The organism is Paenarthrobacter sp. FR1 (assembly GCF_051106045.1).
GTDB lineage: Bacteria > Actinomycetota > Actinomycetes > Actinomycetales > Micrococcaceae > Arthrobacter > Arthrobacter nitroguajacolicus_A.
On the sequence record NZ_JBPFSF010000002.1, the window covers coordinates 461,411 to 476,830 of the forward strand.

General features: G+C 64.4%; 11 protein-coding genes. 4 read left to right on the forward strand and 7 right to left on the reverse strand.

The features are described from left to right. Positions 1-115: 115 nt before the first annotated feature. The gene (locus ACR30Z_RS06805) at positions 116-1,414 is read left to right on the forward strand and encodes a Y-family DNA polymerase (RefSeq protein WP_434371749.1); all 1,299 of its coding nucleotides are present in this window, start codon (positions 116-118) and stop codon (positions 1,412-1,414) included. Between the two features lie 28 nt (positions 1,415-1,442). On the opposite strand, the gene ACR30Z_RS06810 is transcribed toward ACR30Z_RS06805, so the two are convergent. From ACR30Z_RS06810 to nirB, 3 genes are read right to left on the reverse strand one after another with little or no spacing between them, the layout of a single operon-like run. Further along, positions 1,443-2,600, reverse strand: a complete 1,158-nt coding sequence (locus ACR30Z_RS06810) for a uroporphyrinogen-III synthase (RefSeq protein ID WP_434371713.1) — start codon at positions 2,598-2,600, stop codon at positions 1,443-1,445. A 12-nt stretch (positions 2,601-2,612) separates the two neighbouring features. Further along, a complete protein-coding gene (gene cobA, locus ACR30Z_RS06815) occupies positions 2,613-3,647 on the reverse strand; it encodes a uroporphyrinogen-III C-methyltransferase (RefSeq protein WP_434371715.1) in 1,035 nt (344 codons plus the stop codon). 12 nt (positions 3,648-3,659) lie between these two features. Beyond that, positions 3,660-6,272 carry a nitrite reductase large subunit NirB gene (gene nirB, locus ACR30Z_RS06820; protein ID WP_434371717.1) on the reverse strand — a complete coding sequence of 871 codons (2,613 nt, stop codon included), beginning with the start codon at positions 6,270-6,272 and terminating at the stop codon, positions 3,660-3,662. Positions 6,273-6,554: 282 nt separating this feature from the next. Here nirB and nirD point away from each other — a divergent pair, with 282 nt between their 5' ends. Beyond that, on the forward strand, positions 6,555-6,917 hold the full coding sequence (gene nirD / locus ACR30Z_RS06825) for a nitrite reductase small subunit NirD (RefSeq protein WP_144653188.1): 363 nt from the start codon (positions 6,555-6,557) through the stop codon (positions 6,915-6,917). Positions 6,918-6,920: 3 nt separating this feature from the next. Here nirD and ACR30Z_RS06830 read toward each other — a convergent pair whose 3' ends face one another. The 3 genes from ACR30Z_RS06830 to ACR30Z_RS06840 form a co-directional block, all read right to left on the reverse strand. Further along, on the reverse strand, positions 6,921-8,666 hold the full coding sequence (locus tag ACR30Z_RS06830) for a phospho-sugar mutase (RefSeq protein ID WP_144653189.1): 1,746 nt from the start codon (positions 8,664-8,666) through the stop codon (positions 6,921-6,923). A gap of 102 nt (positions 8,667-8,768) precedes the next feature. Then, on the reverse strand, positions 8,769-10,385 hold the full coding sequence (locus ACR30Z_RS06835; protein ID WP_434371718.1) for a glycoside hydrolase family 32 protein: 1,617 nt from the start codon (positions 10,383-10,385) through the stop codon (positions 8,769-8,771). A gap of 92 nt (positions 10,386-10,477) precedes the next feature. Then, the gene (locus tag ACR30Z_RS06840; protein ID WP_144653191.1) at positions 10,478-12,079 is read right to left on the reverse strand and encodes a glycoside hydrolase family 68 protein; all 1,602 of its coding nucleotides are present in this window, start codon (positions 12,077-12,079) and stop codon (positions 10,478-10,480) included. 627 nt (positions 12,080-12,706) lie between these two features. On the opposite strand from ACR30Z_RS06840, the gene ACR30Z_RS06845 reads away from it, so the two are divergent. Then, positions 12,707-13,267, forward strand: coding sequence for a hypothetical protein (locus ACR30Z_RS06845; RefSeq protein ID WP_434371720.1), 561 nt, complete (start codon positions 12,707-12,709; stop codon positions 13,265-13,267). Then, positions 13,264-14,556, forward strand: coding sequence for an Ig-like domain-containing protein (locus ACR30Z_RS06850; RefSeq protein WP_434371721.1), 1,293 nt, complete (start codon positions 13,264-13,266; stop codon positions 14,554-14,556). Before ACR30Z_RS06845 ends, ACR30Z_RS06850 begins: the two co-directional genes overlap by 4 nt. Here the strand turns inward: ACR30Z_RS06850 and ACR30Z_RS06855 are convergent, their stop codons facing one another. Continuing rightward, the gene (locus ACR30Z_RS06855) at positions 14,557-15,357 is read right to left on the reverse strand and encodes a purine-nucleoside phosphorylase (protein ID WP_434371723.1); all 801 of its coding nucleotides are present in this window, start codon (positions 15,355-15,357) and stop codon (positions 14,557-14,559) included. Positions 15,358-15,420 lie beyond the last annotated feature (63 nt).

Sequence of the window (15,420 nt, forward strand, 5' to 3'; positions counted from 1 at the left end):
TTTTCGTGTCGGTGGGTGGCAGTACAGTTGAACTATTCGAATATATCTTCGAATAGCTCGCGTGTCCTCCCGCGATTATGAGGCCACGCATGCTAGCGCCGCACCAAGGAGAATGATGTCCAAGCCAGCCCTCATGCACCGGATGCAGGAGATCGCCCACGTGGATATCAACTGCTTTTATGCCTCCGCGGAGCGGGCCTTCAATCCTGCCTTGGAAGGCAAGCCCCTGATCGTCCTCTCCAACAACGACGGCTGCGCTGTCACGAGGTCGCCCGAGGCAAAGCGGCTTGGAATCGGGTTGGGAGAACCTTGGTTCAAACTGGCTCCACGGGCCAAGGAATGGGGGCTCATTGCCCTCTCAAGCAACTACGAGCTTTACGGAGACATCAGCTCACGGGTCATGGAGTTGTTGCGGCGCTATTCGGCGTGGCAGGAGGTCTACTCCATCGACGAAGCCTTCCTGGGGGTCAAGGGCCAGCCGGAGGATTTGCTGGAGTTGGGACGGACCATCAAAGCTGCCTGTTTCAGGCACGTGGGAGTTCCGGTATGCGTCGGGATCGCACGCACCAAAACCCTCGCCAAGCTGGCCAATAAATGGGCCAAGCACAATCCCGCCTTCAACGGCGTGTGCCGCTGGGACTCGGTTCCTGAAGCCCAGCGGGAAGCCCTCATGGCCCGGCTGTCCGTCATCGAGATCTGGGGCGTGGCCACCAGGCTCACCAAGCGGCTGAACGCAATGGGAATCTTCTCGATCCTGGACCTGGTTCGGGCGGATCCCGTCGCCCTCCGGGACAAGTTCTCCATTGTCATGATGCGCACCGTCCTGGAGCTGCAGGGCACGCCTTGCATCCCCATGGAAGAGGAACGGATCGGACGGGACCAATTGATCTTCTCCCGCTCCTTTTCCACACCGATTACGACGGCGGCCCAGCTGCGGCAGGTACTCAGCGTCTACGGGCAGATGGCAAGTGCCAGGTTGGCCAAGCATGATCTCCAGGCAAAGCTGCTGACAGCCTTTGCAGCGACGTCCGTCTACAACCCGAACGATAAATCCTTCCCCACAGTGAACGTCATATTGCCCATGCCCACCTCGGATCCGGTGTTGCTGACCCGGGCCGCGCACGCGCTGGTACCCAGAATCCAGGAAGGTGTGCGCTACGCCAAAGCCGGGATTATGGTCACCGACCTCCGTCCCAGCGGCAACCAGAAACCCTTGGAGATCTTCGAGAACCGGCACGAGGAACGGGGCATTGGCACCCTGCTGGAGAGCGTCAGCAAGCGGTACGGCCGTGGCTCCATCGGACTGGGGCATGCCGGAATCAAGGGCGGACCGGACTGGTCCATGAAACGCGACATGCTCAGCCCCCGCTACACCACCAACTGGGACGAACTTCCCTTGGTGAAGGCGGCGTAGCGTGTTGGAGACCAGTGTTGCAGAAAACCTAAGCCCGCAGCCGGTAGCCGCGCTTCACCACGGTTTCCACGAGTTTGCCGTCCGGGAGCGCGGACCGCAGCCTACTCACTGTCATATCCAGGGCATGCACGGAACCGCGCAGGTCCAGCAGCTCGGAGAGCGCCTCACGGGACAGCACCGCCCCTCCAGCGCCGAGCAGCGCTCGCAGCAACAGCAGGGGAGCAGGAGCCAACTCCACCACTTCGCCATTGATCCGCAAGCAGCGCCCACGCAATTCGATGGTGGCGCTCTTGGTCTCCAATCGGCGCACGTGGTTCAGGGAAAGGTGTTCGGTCACCAGGCGAATCAGCGCACCCATGCGGTAGCGGTCGGGGATGAGCGGCGTCAGACCAGCGTCGACCAGTGGCTGTGCGGTGACCGGCCCTACGGCGGCGACCGTGACCGGCCCCTTGAGGGCCTCGATGAGCTGCCGGTAGAGACCCATTTCATGTGCGGTGCTCCACATTGCGTCCACGGCCGGAGCGCTGGTGAAAGTCAGTACATCCAGGTTCCCGCTGACCACGGCCTCAATCAGGCGCGGCAGCTTGTCCTCGCCATCCGGCTTCACCCAGCGATAGGGCGTCACGGTCAGCACGGTGGCCCCGGACATGCGGAGCCGTTCCAGCTGCCGAACGTCCGTGTAGCCATGCAGCTGAACGGCCACTGTCTTGCCGCGCACCCCCTCTGCCAGGAGCATGTCCACGAGTGTGGCTGTGGTTTCATCGCTGCTGATTCCGACGTCGGCAAGTCCGGCCGCACGCACGGCGCCTCGGGCTTTGGGGCCGCGAACAAACATTCGGCAGGCGGACAAGGTCTCCAGGAGTTGCTCGCCGATACCGAAGGAATCGGCAGCCTCACACCAGCGCCGCATACCGTAAGCGGTGGTCGCGATGCAGATATCCGGTGTGGCAGCAATGATGGTGCGGGTGTCCTCAATAAGGACCATGTCCTCCTGCACCGGGGCAATCTTCAGTGCAGGGGCGTGCAACACGCTCGCACCGCGACGCTCCAGGGCCTCAATGAGGTCACGGGAACGGCGGTGCGAGGTGACGCCGATGCGGAATCCGTCCAGCGGGGCCTCGGCAGCTTCGGTGACTTCCGGGGCGGCAGTAGCGTCCTGGACTTCGATGGCGCGTGCAACAGTCATGTGTTTATACCCTCAGGCTTCAAGGAGCGAAGCCGCGAGTCGGCTCAGTTCAGCGGATGCTTCGGCATGATTCCGGTTGGCTTCAGCCACCCTGACCACCTCGCCGATAACCAGGACGGCCGGGTTGCTGCAGCTGGATGCTGCCGTTTCAATGCTACCGAGGTCAGCGATGGTGGTGCGCTGTCCGGGACGGTAGCCTCGTTCGACGACTGCCATCGGCATCTCGGAGTTCATTCCTGCCCGCCGCAAGCCCGCCGCCAGTTGGGGAAGAGTGCCGATGCCCATGAGGACCACAATCGTCCCGCCAAGGCCGGCGAGGTGGGTGTGTTCCTTCTCCGTCAAGGGCGCGTGCCCGGACACCACGGTGAACATGTGGCTCACCTCGCGGTGCGTCACCGGAATGCCCGCAGCGGCCGGAACCGAGATGGCACTGGTGACACCGGAAATGACGCGCACAGGAAGCCCGGCAGCAACGCAGGCGGCTACTTCTTCGCCACCGCGGCCGAAAACATAGGGATCGCCGCCCTTGAGTCGGACCACGTTCTTGCCCAGCAGCGCAGCTTCCACCATGAGCTTCTCGATGTCCCGTTGCGTTACCTTGTGCAGGCCTGGTTGCTTTCCAACATCCACCAGTTCCGCGGATGTCAGATCGGCCAGCTCCTGGTACGGGGCCAAACGATCGTAAAACACCACATCGGCGTCCCGCAGGGCATCCACGGCACCGACCGTGAGCAGGTCCAGGGCGCCGGGGCCGCCACCCACCAGGGTGACATGGCCTTCTGTTCCCGGCGCGGGCTCGAAGGCTACCGGTATCCCGGCGTCGCGGCAGCGTTCCACCAACGGAACCCAACCGGCGTCGCCGTCGTCCACTACCGCAACCAGGAACGGGCGATCGGGAAGCTGGCCGTCACCAGGCATGCCGGCAGGGGCACTCAGCCGGTAGACGTTGGCGCCGGCGGTCTGGTAACGGCGTACCGCTTGGCGTGCGGCCTCTTCGGATCCTGTGACCAGGACATCGCGGCCGGTGAGATCAATGGTGAGCTGCATGGGGACCCCTTGTTATTCGCTGCGGACCGGGATGGTGGAGGCGATGAGTACGCCGCCCTTTTCTTCGTTCGTGGCAGGGCGGATCTGGCCGCGCTCCGGAACGAAGGAGATGGACTCGTCCTTCTGGTTGGGGGCGTTGACAAAGGAACGGAAACGGCGGAGGCGTTCCGGGTCCTTCAGGGTCTCGGCCCACTCGTCCTCATAGGTGTCGATGTGCTTGGCCATGGCGGCCTCAAGCTCTTCGGCGATGCCCAGGGAATCATGGACCACCACGTCCTCGACGTGCTTGATGTCGCCGTCGAGTTCTTCCTGCCAGCGTGCGGTGCGCTGCAGGCGGTCGGCGGTCCGGATGTAGTACATCAGGTAGCGGTCGATGTACTTCAGCAGCGTTTCATCGTCCAAATCCTTGGCGAGGAGCTTGGCGTGCGCCGGGGTGGCGCCGCCGTTACCGCCCACGTAGAGGTTCCAACCATCTGCCGTCGCAATCACGCCGACGTCCTTGCCGCGGGCCTCGGCACATTCACGGGCGCAACCCGAAACGCCCATCTTCAGCTTGTGCGGGCTGCGGAGGCCGCGGTATCGCAGCTCCAGGGCGATGGCCATGGCCACGGAATCCTGCACACCGAAGCGGCACCACGTGGATCCAACACAGGACTTCACGGTACGGAGGCTCTTGCCGTACGCCTGGCCCGATTCGAAGCCGGCGTCCACCAGTTCCTTCCAGATGTCCGGCAGTTGCTCGAGTCGGGCACCGAACATATCGATGCGCTGGCCGCCAGTGATCTTGGTGTACAGGTTGTACTTCTCAGCCACCGCAGCAATGACACCGAGCCCCTTGGGCGTAATCTCGCCGCCGGCGATGCGGGGAACCACGGAGTAGGTGCCGTCCTTCTGCATGTTCGCCAGGGCGCGGTCGTTGGTGTCCTGCAGGGAACCACGCCCGGCGTCCAGGACGTAGGCGGAATGCTGGCTGGCCAAGATGGAAGCGATGGTCGGCTTGCAGATGTCGCAACCGGCGCCGGTGCCGTACGTGGCCATAATGTCTTCGAAGGACGTGAGCTCCAGGACGCGGATGGCATCGAAGAGTTCCTGACGGGAGAGACTGATGTGTTCGCAGAGAGCTTTGGAGACCTCGATGCCGGACTTGGTGAGTTCGCCTTCGAGGAGCTTCTTCAGCATCGGAACACAGGAACCACACTGGGTGCCCGCACGAGTGCAGCCCTTGAGCTCGCCCAGTTCCTGCACCGGTGCATTGCCCTCGCAGGCACCGCAACCGTTGATGGCGTCGCGGATGGAGCCGGCCGCCACGTTGTTGCAGGAGCACAGGATCGCATCATCCGGGAGTTCGGTCTCCGGTGCCTCGCCACCACCGGCTGCGCTCAGGTACGCGCCCGGTTCGGCGGCCAGCTCGCGGCCCAGGAGCGGACGGAGGCTCATGTAAGGCGAGGCATCGCCCACGAAAATTCCGCCCAGGAGGGTCTTGGCATCGTCCGTGGTGACGATCTTCTGGTAAACGCCACGGGCGGGGTCGGCGTATACGATTTCAAGGGAGTGCTCGGTCCTGGCGAACGCGTCACCGAAGCTGGCCACGTCGACGCCGGACAACTTGAGCTTGGTGGCCGTGTCGAAGCCAGGGAACGTGGCCTCTCCACCGTGCAAGCGGTCGGCAACGATCTCGGCCATCGTATTCGCCGGTGCAACAAGGCCCAGGCACATGCCCTCAAAGTTGGCCACTTCGCCGATGGCCCAGATGCCCTCCACCTCGGTGGCGCAGAAATCGTTGATGACTACACCGCCACGCTGGCCCAGACTGAAAAGTTGCTCTTCGCCTTCAGCCGCGCGGAACAGGTCATCACGGGGCTTGACGCCGATGGCCACGATCACGAGGTCGGCGTCAACGGTGCGGCCGTCAGCCATCAAGACGCCGGTGACATTACCGTCGTCGTCCGTCACTACTTCGGACGGGAAGACGCCACCGTGGACTTCGAAACCCTTGGCTTCAATCAGGCGGCCAAGCGCCTGGCCGGCGCCCTCATCCAGCTGCGTGTTCATGAGCCAGGGTGCGCCGTTGATGACGATCGGGGTGGCACCCAGCTGCTCGGTGCCGGCCGCGGACTCAAGTCCCAGCAGGCCACCGCCGATGGTGACGGCGTTGACCTTGCGGCCCAGTTTCCCGCGGAGCTCGGCGATTGCCTTGTTGATGGCCCAGACGTCCTCAAGGGTGCGATAAACGTGGGTGTGTTCCGAGCCGGGGATGGGGAGGCGGGCCGCATCCGAGCCCGAGGCCACTACCAGGTGGTCATATTCATACTTGTTGCCGGCGGCCGTGAGGACGCTCTTGGACTCGGCATCGATCTTGACGGCGCGCTCGCCGGTCTTAAGGGTCAGGGCTTCGTGATCCCACATGGACACGTCGCCCAAGGTGAGGTCCACATCCGTCTGGGTGAGTGCCTTGCTGAGCGCTACGCGGTCGTAGGGGAGGTGGGCCTCTTCGGTCAGTACCGTAACCTGCCAACCTTCAAGTCCCCGATTGACCATGGCATCGGCGAAACGGTGGGCAGCGGGGCCGCCGCCTACGACGACGATGCGGCGCGGGTTCTCTGTACTTGAAGTGTGTCCGGTCACTGGTGGGCCTTTCGCAGATGCTGCAGACGGATCTCCGCAACTTGTGCTTCCAGCCTAGGGACGGGCAGTTTCGCTTCAGTTTCCCTTTTGTTTCGTGATCTTAACTTCTGCATCACGAACGCATTTCCGGGGGCGTGAGGTCTCTTTTACCCGTTGGACACAAACGCGCACCCCCCATGAAACACCGCCGTCCTAGCGTGGAGGGGTGGCCGCAAGCGTGGCCCGGTCCGGGGGAGTGACGGTGGAAGATGCCAGCGCCCGGACACAGTGAGAGGGGCTGAAATGACCGTAATTCTGGACCGTGCCGAGGACCTGACCGCCACCGCCACATGGCACCGGGTGTGCCCGGTGGACGAGCTTGAACTGGCCTGGGGCGAGGCGGCACTGATCGCCGGCCGCCAGGTTGCGCTGTTCCGCACCGCGCCCACCGAAGTGTTCGCCGTTGCCCAACAGGACCCGGCAACACTCGCCAACGTCATGGCCAGGGGGATCATCGGGTCCCGCGGCAGCCGGCCGACCATCGCCTCGCCGCTGCACAAAGAGGTCTACGACCTCGAGACCGGTGAGTGCTTCACCAACCCCGGGCTCAAGCTTGCGGCCTATGCCACCCGTTTGGTGGACGGCTTCATCGAGGTTGAGCTCTAAGAGCTACAAGCCCAATGCTTCGCGGACATCCTTGAGGACATCGTCCAGGGATGTCCGCGCCGCTTGGCGTGCGGCCGGCAGCTCAGCCGCGGATTCCACGGCTTGGATGACTTCCAGGTAACACTTCAGCTTGGGCTCCGTGCCGCTGGGCCGGATGATCACCCGGCTCTGGTCCCGCGTGAGGTACAGCAAGCCGTCGGTGGGCGGCAGGGCTTCGCTTCCTTCCGCCAGGTCCGTGAAGACCTCGACGGCGGACCCGCCGAACGCCTCGGGCGGGTTGACCCGCAAGCGGTTCATCATGGCATCGAGAAGACCCAGGTCAGCCACCCGAATGCTGAGCTGGTCGCTGGCGTGCAGCCCGTGGACCAGGTACAGATCATCCAGTGTGTCGAAAATGGTCTTGCCGTCAGCCTTGGCGGCCGCCGCCAACTCGGCGATCAGCACGGCCGCTGAGATGCCGTCCTTGTCGCGGACCAGGTCCGGCGCCACGCAGTAGCCTAACGCTTCCTCGTAGCCATAGGTGAGGCCGGGAACGCGTGAAATCCATTTGAAGCCTGTCAGCGTTTCCTCGTGGGCGTAGCTTGCCGCAGCAGCGATTCGCGAGAGCAGCCGCGACGAAACAATCGAGTTGGCGAAAACGCCGGTCTGCGGCTCGTCCTCGGCGCCGGCAGCCAGGCGTGCCACGATGTGTGCGCCCAAAAGCGCCCCCACTTCGTCGCCCCGCAGCATGCGCCACGCGCCCGTGGCGGGGTCCAACGCAGCAACCGCAGCCCTATCGGCGTCGGGATCATTGGCCAAAACTATGTCCGCACCCGAGTCCGCGGCAGCGGCGAGTGCCAGGTCCAGCGCGCCGGGCTCCTCCGGGTTGGGGAACGCAACGGTAGGGAAGTCCGGGTCCGGCTCAGCCTGTTCGGCCACGAGCGTCACGTCCGTGAAACCGGCAGCGTTCAGAACGGAAACTGCTGTTTCTCCGCCCACGCCGTGCATGGGGGTCAGGACGATCTTGAGGTCCCGCGCGGGGAAGTGCTCCCGATCCACCAGCCCTGCCATGGCGGATTCATAGTCGGAAGCGATGGACATCGGCAGCACGGTCCAGCCGCTGTCAGCCAACTCAATCGACGTTAACGCGCCCACGGCCCCGATCTTGGCCGCGATCTCGGCGTCGTAGGGGGCCACGATCTGCGAACCGCGGCCGCTCTCGGACACGGCGTGCCGCCCCAGGTAGACCTTGTAACCGTTGTCCTGCGGCGGGTTGTGGCTGGCTGTGACCATCACGCCGCCGTCGCAATCCAGGTTCCTGACCGCGTAGGCGAGCAACGGTGTGGGGAGCGCAGCAGGCATGAGGAACGTTTCGATGCCGGCTGCGGTGAAAATGGCCGCGGTCTCCTCAGCGAAAATGTCCGAGTTGTACCGGGCATCAAAGCCGACGACGGCGCGTGGCCGGGTCCCCGGCGCAGCTGCGGCTACGGCTTCGGTGAGGAAGGCCGCCAGTCCTGCCGCTGCCCGGCGGACCACCACGCGGTTCATTCGGTTGGGGCCGGGTCCCAGGGCTGCTCGGAGCCCCGCCGTGCCGAACTGCAGTGTGCCGCTGAAGCTGTCGCCCAACTCCTGCGCTGCACCGGCGTCACCGCCGCTGGCGAGGTCGGCGAGCTCAACCAGAGCGGCCGACGTCACCGGGTCCGGGTCTTGGGAGGCCCACAGGCGGGCGTCGGTGATCAGCTGTTCAAAGGCGGCATCGCTGGATGTCATAGGGACAAAACTATCCTCAAATGGAGGAGTGAGGGGCAACGAGGGGCGAGCTCCCCATTCTAAGCGTTGTCTTAAAGGGTGGGATCCCGCCCCTCGGCAGCCCTAAAGGGCGCGCATCCGCACTATGAACTCCGTGTCGCCGTCCACACTGAACACCGAAGATCCCGTGGCGTCCCAGTCCGGGAAGAACGTGTCCGAGATGACCGCCGCCCCGTCCTGGGCGAAGACTTCCACGGAGGAGGAATCCAGGAGGATTTCCAGACGGACCGAGCCATCGGAACCGGATGGGGGCAGCGACACGGCGTGGTATGGGCTGAACTTCTCGGAAAAGTTGGTGGTCCCGGCCCGCGAACGATCAACCTTCACGGTGCGTGTTTCCTTGTCATAGGAGATGCGCAGGCCGGTGTTGGCATCGGCGGATTGGCGGAGGATAACGCCGGCTTCACGGGATGACGTCAGGTCCATTTCCAACTCGATCAGCTGCGCGCGCCCCGTAAAGTCCTCACCGAGGTCCTGATCGGAAGAGCCGACGGTGAGGTTTTTGCTCTTCACGTCACCGCGCTCCAAGGTCTGCCGTGCCGCAGCCGAAATGGCTGATCGCACTTCAAAGCGGCGCTCCCCGCGGACCAGAGTGAGCTCGCGGGGGATTGCCATGGAGCCGCGCCACGGTGTGGTGGGAACGTGTTCGGCGTAGTCCCAGTTGCCCATCCATCCGAGCAGCACGGGCTTGTCCCCGGGCGCTCCGGAGATGGAGTTCGCCGCGTAGTAGTCGGCGCCATGATCCAGCCATTGGGACTCGCTGAGGGGCGCATCGGGAGCCGCTGCGTTCTCGGCCGTGAAGCGGGTCCCGTCGAATTCGCCCACAAAATACTGCATTCCGGAGCCGCCCGCGATCCCTCCGGGGTTGATGCTCAGCAGCATCACCCACTTCTTCGCGGTGGAGTCCTCCACATCCATGAGCACCAGTTCCGGTACTTCCCAGAGCCCTCCTTGGGCCCCCACTCCGGAGAAGTCACTCAGGTAGTCCCAGTGCAGCAGGTCGGTGGACTTGAAGAGTTTGACCACCTGGGCGTCGGCCACCACCGTGGTCATCACCCAGTACCGGCCGGGCTCGTACCAGGTGATCTTGGGGTCGCGGAAGTTGTTGTTGGTGGGTGCCAGGTTCAGGACGGGGTTGCCCTGGTACTTCTGCCACGTGGTTCCATTGTCCAGGCTGAACGCCACCGACTGGGCCTGGGCGCCTTCAGGGAGCGCGCCGTTCCTGCCGTAGGCGCTGGTGTACAGGGCAACCATGGGCGGGTTCTCCGCTGAACCGAGTCCTGAGGCGTTGTTCTTGTCCATCACGATGCAGCCGGAGAAGATCTCTTCCTCGGGGCTTGCTTCCAGGGCGACTGGCTGCTGTTCCCAGTGCACCAGGTCAGTGCTGGTGGAGTGGCCCCAGGACATGTTGCCCCACGAGTTTCCGCGCGGGTTGTACTGGTAGAACGCGTGGTAGGTCCCGTCGTGATGGACCAACCCGTTGGGGTCGTTGAGCCAGTTCTTGTCTGCCGTCAGGTGTGCCACGGGCCGCCAAGGATCCCTCGCGCTGGGTGCCGGACCCGCCGGTGTGGGGGCCGGCGTCGGGCTGGCTGTGCAGGAAGCGGCGGAAAAGGCGACCACGACGGCGGCACTTGCGGCCAGAAGTTGGCGGCGGGACAGGTGGGGGTTGGGGTAAGTCATGGGAAGAATCCTGAAGGGGTCGGGGTGGCAGGGGTGCTGGCTGCTCTGGAGCCAACACCCCTGCCGCGGCCTCACGGCCAGGGTGTTTCGGCCTACTTGTAGTGGCCTTCGCCGCCAACACGGACGTTGGTGGGCAGGTAGCCGAACGGGCCGAGGCCGTTCTGGCCGAAACTGCGGTCAACCTGGGTCACGCCACCTTTGAAGTTCATCTTCACGGTGGGGGACAGGGAGCCGCCGCGGACGCCGTCCACGTTGTCGATGAACGATTGGACCAGTCCGCCGGGCTGTACGTAGTGCGAGTAGGCCTGGAACTGGCGGCCGTTCTGCCTCGGGTCCGGACCCTCCGGCGCGTTGGCCGGCATGTTCAGGTCCGTGGGGGAGCCCAAGGCCAGTCCGCTGTTGTTGACCGGCTGGTAGTCGGAACGGACGCCGTTGCCGACGAAGCCGTACACGCCGTCAGGGCCGCGCATGCCGTCCGCGTAGGTGAACTGGTGGCTGATGGTGAACAGGTAGTACTTGTTCTTGCCGTTCTCGTTCTGGATGTAGATCTGCGGACGCTCGGTCTGGTCGTTGACGCAGTTGGCGGACAGGATGGGCGGCAGGAAGCTCCACTTGGTGAGGTCCTTGTTGTCGGCCACGGCCAGGCCCACGTTGGCGGTCTGGTACCAGGCACCGGTGGTGCTGTTGACCTGGTCCACGGTCTCGGCGTTCGGATCTCCCGGGCGGTAGCCAAGGTCTTCCTGCTTGCACTTGTAGGAGCCGCGGGTGCCGCCGGTGTTGCCTTCGAAGACCATGAAAGTTTTGCCCGGGTGCGCGGGGTCGGCGAACGTGTAGGGGTCACGGAACGCGAAGCCCGGGTTCTGGGCCTTGTTCTGGTACAGCTTTCCGTCCGGTTCCAGCAGCTTGGTGTGCTGGAAGCCGTCGAAGGTCACGCCGTTCTGGTTGGCATGGATATTGCCGAGGGCCTTGGCGATGGCCGCATCCGGGGCGATTCCACCGCCGCCGGCGTTGCGTTCGGCGACGTCGTAGAACGTGGTGGCCGTGTAGAACACGTTGATTTTGTTGCCCTGCATGAGGCGCGTGGAGCCGGACCATTCCGTGTTGCCGATGGAGGTGTTGTCCAGGAACAGGTGTCCGCCGTAGTTCCATTTGTCCTTGGCGGGATCGGCGTTGGTCTTCCGGAAGAAGTAACCGATCCGGGCGTTCCAGTGGCGCTGGTCGAAGCCGTAGCCAGCGTGGCGGTCGGCGACCAGCGCGAAGATCACGTCCCAGCCCTTGTAGCTGATCTGGTTGGCATTCTCGTCCGTCAGGGACCAGGTGTCCCAGACCCAGACGTCGTCGTTCATGGCAGGGAAGTCCTTGGGGATTTCCGGCATGGTGACGTTGGGACTCATGGAGTTCTGGCCGGGGGCGACGTTGGGGTTGCTCTGCGCCATGATCTGTTTGGCGTCCGCTCGCGTCCATTTGGACGTGAAGTTTGCGGCGGGGTCATAGGCCTGCTGGGTGTGCAGGCTCGGGAGCGGGAAACCGGGTGTGGGCGCCGGCATGGTGCTCGACGGCGGGTCGGCCGGCAGGTTCGCCTGTGCAGCGGGCGTGACCAGCAGGATGCTGCCCGCCACGCTGGCTGCCGCTGCGACGGCTACTGCCCGTCGCAGACGGCGGCGTGGCCGTTGGGGGTTTGAGTGCGTGTTCATGCTTGCTCTTCTCGCGGAGTGTTGGACTTCGTGGAGTGGGGCGCATGCCCTGATCCCCGGATGGGGTTCTTTGCTCCGGCGTCCGCTCGATCCGCTGGTGGCGTCTTCGAGGGACGCCATCGTTTCGAGGTGTCGGCGAGGCCCCGTAGGGCACTCACCGCTTTGTTCCGGTACGTCGACTTACCGGAACGCTTCCACGCTAGACACGTGTTAGGCCGCAAATCAAAGGGCATTTCACAGGCCTTGGAGGCTACCGCCGGGTAGATGCGCAAGCGCTTACATTGCCAACGGGCGCGCGTGACATATCCAGGGTGCCGGAATCAAATGTTGCGCAGAAAATCAGATTTATTCTGAGAATTTACTGTGCGTTTACCTTGGCTCCCTGTGACTTGACGGTGCGCAACCAAACCCGTAGGAACCCCTCTGGATTGGGTGCTTCAAACGTCCAATCGATGGACGTAAACTGTGTGTGCTACACCCATTTGTGAGCTGGTGCACTATGTGTGAGTTACCGAAGCGGCGTTGGCGCTCCTCTGTTACTCCTCTGCGGTTTCTCATCGGGGTCCTGGCGCTCTCGGAGCCATAGCTTTCGGTTGGCTGGCACCGGCGTTTCCCCGGGGGTTTCCAGTGATCGTCCAGGCAGGGGTCCTGATGGGAGTCGGCTTCCTGGCACTGGCCGCTGCCGTGTTCATGCCCATTGTGCGGGAAGTGGAGCTTGGCCTGACCCCGAGCGTCAAACTGGGTCCGGCCCTCAGGGACCGCCAAGCCGAACTTCGGAGCGTGTTCGAGCAGCAAAAGGGCGACCTTGAATACTGTGCACACCTGCTCTGCGGGGATCCCGAGGAAGCGCGTCGGATGCTCGAGGCAGCCTGGTCCCAGGCGTCAGGTGCGTGGAAGGGGCCAGTCACTCCGCAACTGCGTGTTTACACGCTGTGCCTCTACGTTGACCTGCTCCGGAAGCACCAAATCTGGCTTCGGAGCAGCAAGAAGCCGCCCAAACCGGACCGCAGCCTCCTGGCGGGATTGACGCATGACCAGCGGGTCGCCGTCGTACTCCATGACTTCGCCAAGCTGACCGTCGCCGAGATCGCGGGTATCACGGAACACCCGGTGGCTGATGTGGCGAAGTCCTTGGCGGCCGCAGAAGCCAAGACCAAGCACCTTGCCTTGGAAGGCGGCAAGAAATGAAAACGGAACTCCGCGAAGTCCTGCTGGCCGAGGCCGCCGCCCATATCCGGACGCATCCGGCGGACATGGAACGCGCCTTGGAGGCGGGCACGGACCGGGTCCGCAACCGCGTGCTGCGTACGTGGCTGGTGGCGATCGTCGCTGCGCTGGTGTTGACCGCCGCCCTGGTGGCCGCCCGGGCTTTCCTGACACAAGGACCGGTCACCCTGGAATCCATCGGCGTGACGGCCCCGGCTGCGTCGCTCCGCCCGGAGGCGACTGTCCGGTTATCCGCTGAGGGTATGTACAGCGACGGATCCCGGCGCGCCCTGGTGGACGGCGTCGCGTGGGCGTCCGAAGACCCGTCCGTGGCGGAGGTCGCGGGGACAGGGGAGGCGACGGCGCTGAGTGCCGGCGTCACCGGAGTGACGGCAACGTTCGACGGCGTCTCCGGGCGTTTGGCGCTCACGGTCACCGCACCCGGGACTGCTCCGCTGACGGCCCTCCGCGTCACCCCGGATCAATCAACCGTGGAGCTTGGCGGCAAAGTGCAATTGACCGCCGAAGGCAGTTACGGTGACGGTTCGCTCGGGAAACTCAACCAGACGGCTGTGTGGGCTTCCGACCGGCCGGCTGTGGCCCGGGTGGACGGAGATGGCCTGGTCACCGCTGCGGCCATCGGGACCGCCACGATCACGGCCTCGGAGGCGGGCCTGCAAGGAGCATCGTCCATCACCGTCACGGCCAAACCGCCGGCGCGGATCACCGGGCTCAGCATCGACCCCGCCGGGACCACCCTCAAGCAGGGCCAGGCGCTGCAGTTCCGGGCAGTGGCCGGATACTCGGACGGCTCCACGGCAAACCTCACCGACGTGGAGTGGTCCAGCGGCGATCCGAAACGGGCCACAATTTCCGCCGCCGGAGTGGTGACAGCCCAAGGCCTCGGACAGGTCCTCATCTCGGCGGTCCATGTCACCGATGACGGCACGCAGTGGCGGGCGGAATCGAAGGTGAGCGTGGAGCATGCGGTGCGGACCGTCGTCGTGGGTCCGGCCGGTCCATTCGTCCTTCAGCCGGGCGGTACAGTCCAGCTGAAGGCCACCGTGACCTACACCGATGGCCGCCCCGGCAACCCGGTGGTCACGTGGGCGTCGAGCCGCGCGATCATCGCCACGGTCAATGACGGGCTGGTCCGCGGTGGTGCCGTGCAGGGAACCGTGACCATTACCGCCAGCGTTGACGGGGTGTCCAGCAACGGCGTCACCGTCAACGTTGGGCAGAACGCACCCACGCCCGGGCCTTTGGAGTAGCTAGAGCTTTGCGATGATCTCCGCCAGGAGCTTGGAGATGCGCTTGCCCGCAGCGTGACCGGCTTCCAGGACTTCAGCGTGGCTCAACGGAACCGGGCTGATGCCGGCGGCGAGGTTGGTGACCAAGGAGATACCGAAAACTTCCATGCCCGCGTGGCGGCCCGCGATGGCTTCCAAGGCCGTAGACATGCCCACCAGGTCTGCGCCGATCCGCTTGGCGTACTGCACCTCAGCTGGCGTCTCGTAGTGCGGGCCGGTGAACTGGGCGTACACGCCTTCCTGCAGCGAGGAATCGACCTCACGGGCCAACTGGCGGATGCGCGACGAGTACAGGTCCGTGAGGTCCACGAAGGTGGCGCCCTCAAGCGGTGACGTAGCGGTCAGATTGATGTGGTCGCTGATAAGTACCGGAGTACCCGGGGTCCAATCCTCGTTGAGGCCCCCACACCCGTTGGTGAGCACCAGGGTTTTGCACCCGGCAGCTGCTGCGGTGCGTACGCCGTGGACGACGGAGCGGACGCCGCGGCCTTCGTAGTAGTGGGTCCTTGCCCCCAGGACGAGGGCGCGCTTGCCCTCTTTGGTGAGGACGGAGCGGATAGTGCCTACGTGGCCCACCACTGCGGGTTTGTGGAAGCCGGGGACTTCCGAAGCGTTCAGGGTGGCCGTGGTTTCGCCGATCAGATCGGCGGCTTCGGCCCAGCCGGATCCGAGCACCAAGGCTACGTCGTGGGACTCGACGCCGGTCTCCGCGGCAATGAAGTCTGCGGCGGCCTGTGCGGCTTCGAAGGGGTCTGTGTTCATCAGCTCAGTGTTACTCACTGGTACAAGCTACCGTGCACCTGCCCAAATCAGGTAGGGGCACAG